The sequence below is a fragment of the Pandoraea pnomenusa genome (assembly GCF_040391475.1).
Classification (GTDB): Bacteria; Pseudomonadota; Gammaproteobacteria; order Burkholderiales; family Burkholderiaceae; genus Pandoraea; species Pandoraea pnomenusa_C.
The window spans coordinates 46,538-54,067 of sequence record NZ_JBEBXS010000031.1 but is presented as its reverse complement, the minus strand read 5'-3'; the positions used below and the strand labels follow the sequence as shown (position 1 = coordinate 54,067).

Here is a 7,530-nt window from a genome sequence, read left to right as displayed (position 1 = left end):
CGACCATGCGCCACCAGGCCAGGTTGTCGAGCGCGGTGCCCCACAGCACGGCCTTTTTGCCGCCGGCGTTCATGGCGATATTGCCGCCCACGCACGAGGCTTCGGCCGAGGTCGGGTCGACGGCGAACACAAAGCCGGCCTGTTCGGCGGCTTCGGCCACGCGCTTGGTAACGACCCCGGCGCCGGCGTCGATGACGGCGGCCGGCTCGGCCAGGCCCGGCAGGATACAGGACTCGACCTTGCCCAGGGTGTCGAATTTTTCGGTGTTGATGACCGCCGACTTCCAGGTCAGCGGGATGGCGCCGCCGGTGTAGCCCGTGCCGCCGCCGCGCGGGATGATGGTCAGCCCCAGTTCGATACAGGCGGTGACCAGCGCGGCCATTTCGTCCTCGGAGTCGGGCGTCAGCACGACGAACGGATACTCCACGCGCCAGTCGGTGGCATCGGTCACGTGCGAGACACGCGACAGGCCGTCGAACTTGATGTTGTCATGCGCGGTCGTGCGGCCCAGCACCTTCTTCGCGCGACGGCGCAGCTCCGACATCTTGTCGAATTCGGCAGCGAAGTCGGCCACGGCACGACGGGCGGCGGTTTCCAGTTGCGACACGCGCGCGGCGCGCTCGCGGCCGTGTTCGTCCGCATGCTCGGCCACGTCGGCGCGACGGCGCTTGTCGATCTCGTTCAGACGGTGATCGAGCGCGTCGATCAGCAGCTTGCGCCGCTTCGGATTGTCGAGCAGGTCGTCCTGCAGATACGGATTGCGGCGAACGACCCAGATATCGCCGAGTACTTCGTAAAGCATGCGGGCCGAGCGGCCGGTACGGCGTTCGGCGCGGAGTTCGTCGAGGATCGCCCAGGCGTCGGCGCCGAGCAGGCGCATGACGATTTCGCGGTCCGAGAACGACGTGTAGTTATAGGGAATCTCGCGCAGGCGCGGGGGCTGGGCGGCTACGGCATGCTTTGCGTCGTGCGGCTCGAAGGCAGGCAAGGGTGCGTTCATCTTGTCGGGCTCGTCAGTGCGGCGGTGCGTCCGCCGTCGGCGTTCGTCTCGCGGGACGCGCCGAAAGTCAAAATCGGGTATGCGCTGGAAATGCCGGCGGCGCGACAGGTGTCATACGTGCGCGCGGGCCGGCAACAGACGATCTGCGGGTCAGCGAGATCGACGACTGCCGTGCTGGAATACCGTTCGCGCCGATGACGAATCGTGTCCGGTCATCGGGCAGAAGCACAGAGGGGTGAGGCAGTGAAAGCGCATGCCCAGATCTTTCTTCCGGCTTGGGAAAGTGTTGGTAGGGGAATGTAGGCCGAATTGTACTTCATTGCACCGCAACACGTCGGCGCCGCACCGAATTTGCCCCGGCGACGCGCGATTCCCCCAAGCCCCGTCGCTTCGCCACGCTCATCGCCGCGTTGACTGCACGTTCACGGCGCGTTCAGGAGCGCGCACCGGCAACGTTGCAGAACACATTCCGACGATCCGTGCCGAGCGCTATATCCGTTCAAATACAACGACTTGCGACGCATTCTTGCACTGAAATTTCCAGAGAATGGGCGTATCGTTTGCCGATCCCCCGATCCATCCACCCGACAAGAGGTGTCTCAATGGCTTCGTTTGAACTGAACGGCAAGCCGGTGAAGGTCGACGTCGACCCCGCCACTCCCCTGCTCTGGACCCTGCGCGACGCGCTCGACATGACCGGCACCAAATTCGGATGCGGCATGGCGTTGTGCGGTGCCTGCACCGTCCACATGGAGGGTTCTCCCATCCGCAGTTGCGTCACCCCGGTGTCTGCGGTCGAAGGCAAGAAGATCACCACCATCGAAAACGTCGGGGCCGATCCCGTCGGACGCGCCGTGCAGAACGCCTGGATCAAGCACGACGTGCCCCAGTGCGGCTACTGCCAGAGCGGCCAGATCATGTCCGCCACAGCGCTGCTGCGTGACAACAAGGCGCCCAACGACGAACAGATCGATGCCGCCATGTCCGGCAACATCTGCCGTTGCGGCACCTACGCCCGCATTCGTGCGGCCATCAAGGACGCTGCTGCGTCGCTGGCCTGAGGCGAGGAGACACTCCCATGCGTGAACTTCGCTTCTCCCAATACCCCGGCGTTGCCGTGGGCGACTACACCGGCCTGACCCGTCGCGGCTTCCTCAAGACCTCGGCGCTGGCGGCGGGCGGCCTCATGCTCGAAATGTCGCTGCCCGGCGCCATGCGCAGCGCTGGCGCTCAGGGTGCCGCGCCGACGCCCGTCGTGCCGTCCGCCTTCGTGCGCATCGCGCCCGACGACACCGTCACCATCCAGGTCAACCGTCTGGATTTCGGACAAGGCGTACAAACCGCGCTGCCGATGCTTGTCGCCGAAGAACTCGATTGCGACTGGGCCAAAGTGCGCGGCGAGCTGGCCCCTGCGGCAGACGTCTACAAAGACCCGTTGTTCGGCATTCAGATGACCGGCGGCAGCGGATCTGTGGCGCACTCGTGGCTGCAATACCGGCGCATTGGTGCGTCGGCGCGCGCCATGCTCATCGCTGCGGCGGCCCAGCAGTGGAAAGTGCCGGCCGCGCAGTTGAAAACCGAAAACGGTGTCGTCATCGGCCCGAATGGTCAGCGCGCGAGCTACGGCAGTCTCGCGGCAAAGGCGCAGGTCATGCCCGTTCCGGCAGACGTTGCGCTCAAGGCTCCGTCCGAATTCCGCCTGCTCGGCAAGCCGACCGGCCGTCTCGATGCGCGCGCCAAGTCCATGGGCACGCCCATGTACGGCATGGACTTCAAGCTGCCGAACCTCAAAGTCGCTGTCGTTGCGCGCCCGCCCGTGTTCGGTGCCAAAGTGAAAAGCTTCGACGCCAAGGCGGCGAAGGCCGTCAAAGGCGTGCGCGACGTGCTCGAGATTCCCGACGACCGTGGCGGCACGGCCGTGGCCGTCATCGCCGACGGCTACTGGCAGGCCAAGACCGGCCGTGACGCGCTCAAGGCCGAGTGGGACACCAGTGGCGTCGAACACGTCGACACCACGGCCCAGTTGGCCAAGTACAAGGAAATGGCCAAGACGCCGGGGACCGTCGCGATCGATGCCGACATCAGCAAGCTCAAAGGCGCGCCCAAGACGCTGGTTGCCGAATACAGCTTCCCGTACCTCGCGCACGCGCCGATGGAGCCGTTGAACTGCACCGTGCAGCTCTCCGACAAAGGTGCGGAAGTGTGGACCGGCACCCAGTTCCAGACCGTCGATCAGGCGGCCATCGCGCGCACGCTCGACCTCAAGCCTGAGCAGGTCAAGCTGCACACGCTGATGGCGGGTGGCGGATTTGGCCGCCGTGCCGTGCCGACGTCCGACTATGGTGTCGAAGCCGCGCAAGTGGCGAAAGCGTGGCGCAAGGCGGGCCATCGCGAGCCGGTCAAAGTGATCTGGAGCCGTGAAGACGACATCCATGGGGGCTACTACCGTCCCATGTATGTGCACCGTGCCGAGATCGGGACGGATGCCAAGGGCAATGTGCTGGCGTGGAATCACACCATCGTGGGCCAGTCCATTCTGGCGGGTACGCCGTTCGAGAAGATGATGGTCAAGAACGGCATCGACGGCACGAGCGTCGAGGGCGTGTCGGGCACACCGTACGCGGTGCCGCTGCGCCTGACGTTGCACAGCCCGAAGGTCAATGTGCCGGTCTTGTGGTGGCGTTCCGTGGGCAATACGCACACGGCATACGTGATGGAGACGCTGATCGACGAACTGGCGAAGAATGCGGGCCAGGACCCGGTGGCCTATCGCTATGCGTTGATGGGCGACAAGCATCCGCGGCACAAAGCGGCGCTGGCGTTGGCGGTCGAGCGTTCCGGCTATGGGAAGACCAAGTTGCCGGACGGTCAGGCGTGGGGCGTGGCGGTGCACGAGTCGTTCGACTCCGTGGTGGCGTACGTCGTCGTTGCCGAAATGCGCAACGGATCGCCGAGATTGGTGAGTGCGACGGCGGGCGTGCATTGCAACTTCGCGGTCAATCCGTTGACGGTGGCGGCGCAGGTCGAAGGTGCGGCGTTGATGGGATTGGGAACGACGTTACCGGGCGCGGCGATCACGTTGAAGGATGGAGAAGTGGAGCAGAGCAATTTCCATCAGTACATGGTGGCGCGATTGCCGGACATGCCGGCGATCAGCGTGCACATCGTGAGTTCGGGCGATGCACCGACGGGCATGGGCGAGCCGGGTTTGCCGGCGTTGGCCCCGGCGTATGCGAATGCGCTGTTCACGTTGACGGGAAAGCGCCAGCGTTCGTTGCCGTTCGAAGTGGCGAAGGCATAGCAAACGGGGCGAGGGAAAGGGGGGCCGAAGTAAGCATGACGAAAGGCCGGATCGGGGCCCCTTTCTGAATCGAGTTGGGTTTATGTCTGAGAGGCGGAAAGGGGCCGCGGTCCGGCCGGCCCGGACCTTGGCCGGGACTCCAGGCGGGGCCTCCGGAAGAACGCCCCGGGGAGCTGCCTACCCCACGAGCAAATGCTTGAACGGTGCGAAGATGCCCTGCCAGAACGACTCCGGCACCCGCAGCATCAGATAGGTGATCGTGATGTAGCGCAGGGTTTTACCGACTGCGATATAGAACAGGCAGGCGCGCCACGAGAGACGAAGCCATCCGGCGAGCGTGCACAGCGGGTCGCCGACCACGGGCAGCCACGAGAGCAGAAGCAAAGGCGGCCCGAAACGGCGCATCCATCGGTGATAGCGCTCGTTCATCGGCGCTTTGCCGTCCTGGGGTTTCGCGGGACGTGCCGCCCGTTCCTCCACCACCACGGAACCGCCATTACCGCCTGCGAGCGCCACTGCCCGCGCGTGGGCGCGTCGACGGGCCTTCAGGCGGACGAATGCGCGCCGGGCGGCGAAGCCCATCCACCAGTCCAGCATGCCACCGGCGGTATTGCCCACGCTCGCCACCACGATCGCGGGCCAGAACATGTGCGGGTTGAGTGCCACATAGCCGAAGAGCGCGGGCTCCGAGCCCATTGGCAGCAGCGTGGCCGAGAGAAACGACACCAGGAAAATGGCGGGCAGGCCGACGCCGGGCAGTGCCAGCACGCCGAGCAGCCAGGTGATGAACGACTCCATGCAACTCCGGAGAAAATCAGAATAAAACCAACCCAATGCGCCCAACGACGTCCATCATGACCGACTGGACGGTTGGCGTATCCGGCGCGAGTGACCGCACGCGAGTTTGGCAGAAACAAATAGTCTGGCGCATAATGCGAGACCATGACCCGACCCTCGACGCCGCCCGTGGCCATTCTACTGGCAGGCGGACTCGGTACCCGCTTCGATGCGGCGGGGCGCCGGAACAAGCTGCTCGCGCCGCTGCCCGGAGATCCCCTGAACCGACCCGTTGCCCTTGCCAGCGCCCACGCGCTGCTGGCCGCATTGCCGCGCGTGATCGCGGTCGTGCGTCCGGACTCGGCCGAGCTCGAGAACGTGCTGCTGCAAGCCGGGTGTGAAGTCGTCATGAGCCACGCCACCAAGCGCGGCATGGGGGCAACGCTGGCCGCCGGCATCCAGTCCGGCGTCGACGAAGACCCGCCTCCCGGGCTCGAACATCTCGATGGATGGCTCGTCGCACTGGCCGACATGCCCTACCTCCATCCGAATACCATTCGCGCAATCGCCAACGGGCTCACCTCGCCCGAGGCCATCGTTGCGCCGAGTTATCAGGGACAACGCGGCCACCCCGTTGCGTTCGGTTCCGCCTATACCTCGCGCCTGGCCGCCCTCGATGGCGACATTGGCGCGCGCGACCTGTTGATTAGCGAGCACATTACGATCGTCGATGTCGACGACGCCGGAATCGTGCGCGACATCGACACCCCAGACGACCTACGCTAGGGCGCGCACTCCCCTTTCCGTTTTTCCCGAGAGACCAAGCGCGACCGCCCCGGCGGACGTGCTGGTCTATCATTGTCCTTTTGTTCCTTGATGTGCCTAACCTGAAGAAGCCTTAAATCATGTCCGACGCAGCTCCCGACTATCTGAAGAAGATCCTGACCGCAAAAGTCTACGACGTCGCCAAAGAAAGCGAACTCGAATTGGCACGCACGCTCTCCATGCGGCTGCACAATCGAATTTACTTGAAGCGCGAAGACAACCAGACGGTGTTCTCCTTCAAGATTCGGGGCGCGTACAACAAGATGGCCAACCTCAGCGAGGCCGAACGCGAACGCGGCGTGCTCACGGCTTCCGCCGGCAACCACGCCCAGGGCGTGGCCTACTCCGCCGCACGCCTCGGCTGCAAGGCCGTCATCGTCATGCCGGTGACCACGCCGCAGGTCAAGATAGACGCCGTCAAGACCCACGGCGGACGCGCCGTCGAAGTCGTGCTCGCCGGTGACTCCTACAGCGACGCCTACGCGCACGCCATGACCTTGCAGGAAGAGCGCGGGCTGACCTTCGTGCCGCCGTTCGACGACCCCGACGTCATTGCCGGACAGGGCACCATCGCCATGGAAATCCTGCGCCAGCACCAGGGCCCGCTGCACGCCATCTTCGTGCCCATCGGCGGTGGCGGTCTCGCCGCCGGGGTGGCCGCCTACGTCAAGGCCGTGCGCCCGGAGATCAAGATCATCGGCGTGCAGTCCGTCGACTCCGACGCGATGGCGCAATCCATCCACGCCGGTGAGCGTGTGCTGCTCAGTGACGTCGGCCTCTTCGCCGACGGCACGGCCGTCAAATACGTCGGTGCCGAGACCTTCCGTCTGTGCGAAGCCTATCTCGATGAAGTCGTGCGCGTGGACACCGACCAGCTCTGCGCGGCCATCAAGGACGTCTTCCAGGACACCCGCAGTGTGCTCGAACCGTCCGGCGCGCTGTCCGTCGCGGGCGCCAAGTTGTATGCCGAGCGCGAGAAGCTCAAGGCCGAAACGCTCGTGGCGATCACCTCCGGCGCCAACATGAACTTCGACCGCCTGCGCTTCGTCGCCGAGCGTGCCGAAGTCGGTGAAGCGCGCGAAGCCGTGTTCGCCGTCACCATTCCCGAGGCGCGCGGCAGCTTCAAGCGCTTCACCGAAGTGGTGGGCAGCCGCAATGTGACCGAGTTCAACTACCGAATTAGCGAGGCGTCGAGCGCCCACATCTTCGTGGGTATCCAGATGCACAACCGCGACGAAGGGGAGCGCATCAAGGCGGGCTTCGAGCGTCACGGCTTCCCCACGCTCGACCTCTCGAACGATGAGCTGTCCAAGCAGCACATCCGCTACATGGTCGGCGGCCGCTCCGCGCTCGCGAGCCACGAGGTGCTGTACCGCTTCGAATTCCCCGAGCGCCCGGGCGCGCTCATGAAATTCCTCTCGGCCATGAGCCCGAACTGGAACATCAGCCTGTTCCACTATCGGAATCAGGGCGCGGACTACAGCAACATCCTCGTGGGCATTCAGGTGCCGGACGACGAGAAGGCCGCGTTCCGCGACTTCCTCGCCACGCTCGGCTATCCTTACTGGGACGAAACCGACAACCCCGTCTACAAGCTGTTCCTCGGGTAAGTCGCCAGCCTCACGAC

The 7,530-nt window shown here is 64.9% G+C and carries 6 protein-coding genes; 4 read left to right on the top strand and 2 right to left on the bottom strand.

Going from position 1 to position 7,530, the window contains the following annotated elements:
- Positions 1-1,000 (bottom strand): DUF3683 domain-containing protein (locus ABWO90_RS22650; protein WP_353193477.1); only part of this gene is annotated, 1,000 nt, incomplete at its 3' end.
- A gap of 602 nt (positions 1,001-1,602) precedes the next feature.
- Between ABWO90_RS22650 and ABWO90_RS22645 the strand changes: the two genes are divergently transcribed.
- Both ABWO90_RS22645 and ABWO90_RS22640 read left to right on the top strand, forming a co-directional pair.
- Positions 1,603-2,061 carry a (2Fe-2S)-binding protein gene (locus ABWO90_RS22645; protein WP_353193476.1) on the top strand — a complete coding sequence of 153 codons (459 nt, stop codon included), beginning with the start codon at positions 1,603-1,605 and terminating at the stop codon, positions 2,059-2,061.
- 17 nt (positions 2,062-2,078) lie between these two features.
- Positions 2,079-4,301: a xanthine dehydrogenase family protein molybdopterin-binding subunit gene (locus ABWO90_RS22640; protein WP_353193475.1), complete on the top strand. Its 2,223-nt coding sequence runs from the start codon at positions 2,079-2,081 to the stop codon at positions 4,299-4,301.
- 177 nt (positions 4,302-4,478) lie between these two features.
- Here ABWO90_RS22640 and ABWO90_RS22635 read toward each other — a convergent pair whose 3' ends face one another.
- Positions 4,479-5,099, bottom strand: coding sequence for a YqaA family protein (locus ABWO90_RS22635; protein WP_353193474.1), 621 nt, complete (start codon positions 5,097-5,099; stop codon positions 4,479-4,481).
- A gap of 144 nt (positions 5,100-5,243) precedes the next feature.
- Here ABWO90_RS22635 and ABWO90_RS22630 point away from each other — a divergent pair, with 144 nt between their 5' ends.
- Both ABWO90_RS22630 and ilvA read left to right on the top strand, forming a co-directional pair.
- Positions 5,244-5,864, top strand: a complete 621-nt coding sequence (locus ABWO90_RS22630; protein ID WP_353193473.1) for a nucleotidyltransferase family protein — start codon at positions 5,244-5,246, stop codon at positions 5,862-5,864.
- Between the two features lie 119 nt (positions 5,865-5,983).
- Positions 5,984-7,513: a threonine ammonia-lyase, biosynthetic gene (gene ilvA / locus ABWO90_RS22625; protein WP_353193472.1), complete on the top strand. Its 1,530-nt coding sequence runs from the start codon at positions 5,984-5,986 to the stop codon at positions 7,511-7,513.
- The last annotated feature ends 17 nt before the right edge of the window (positions 7,514-7,530 follow it).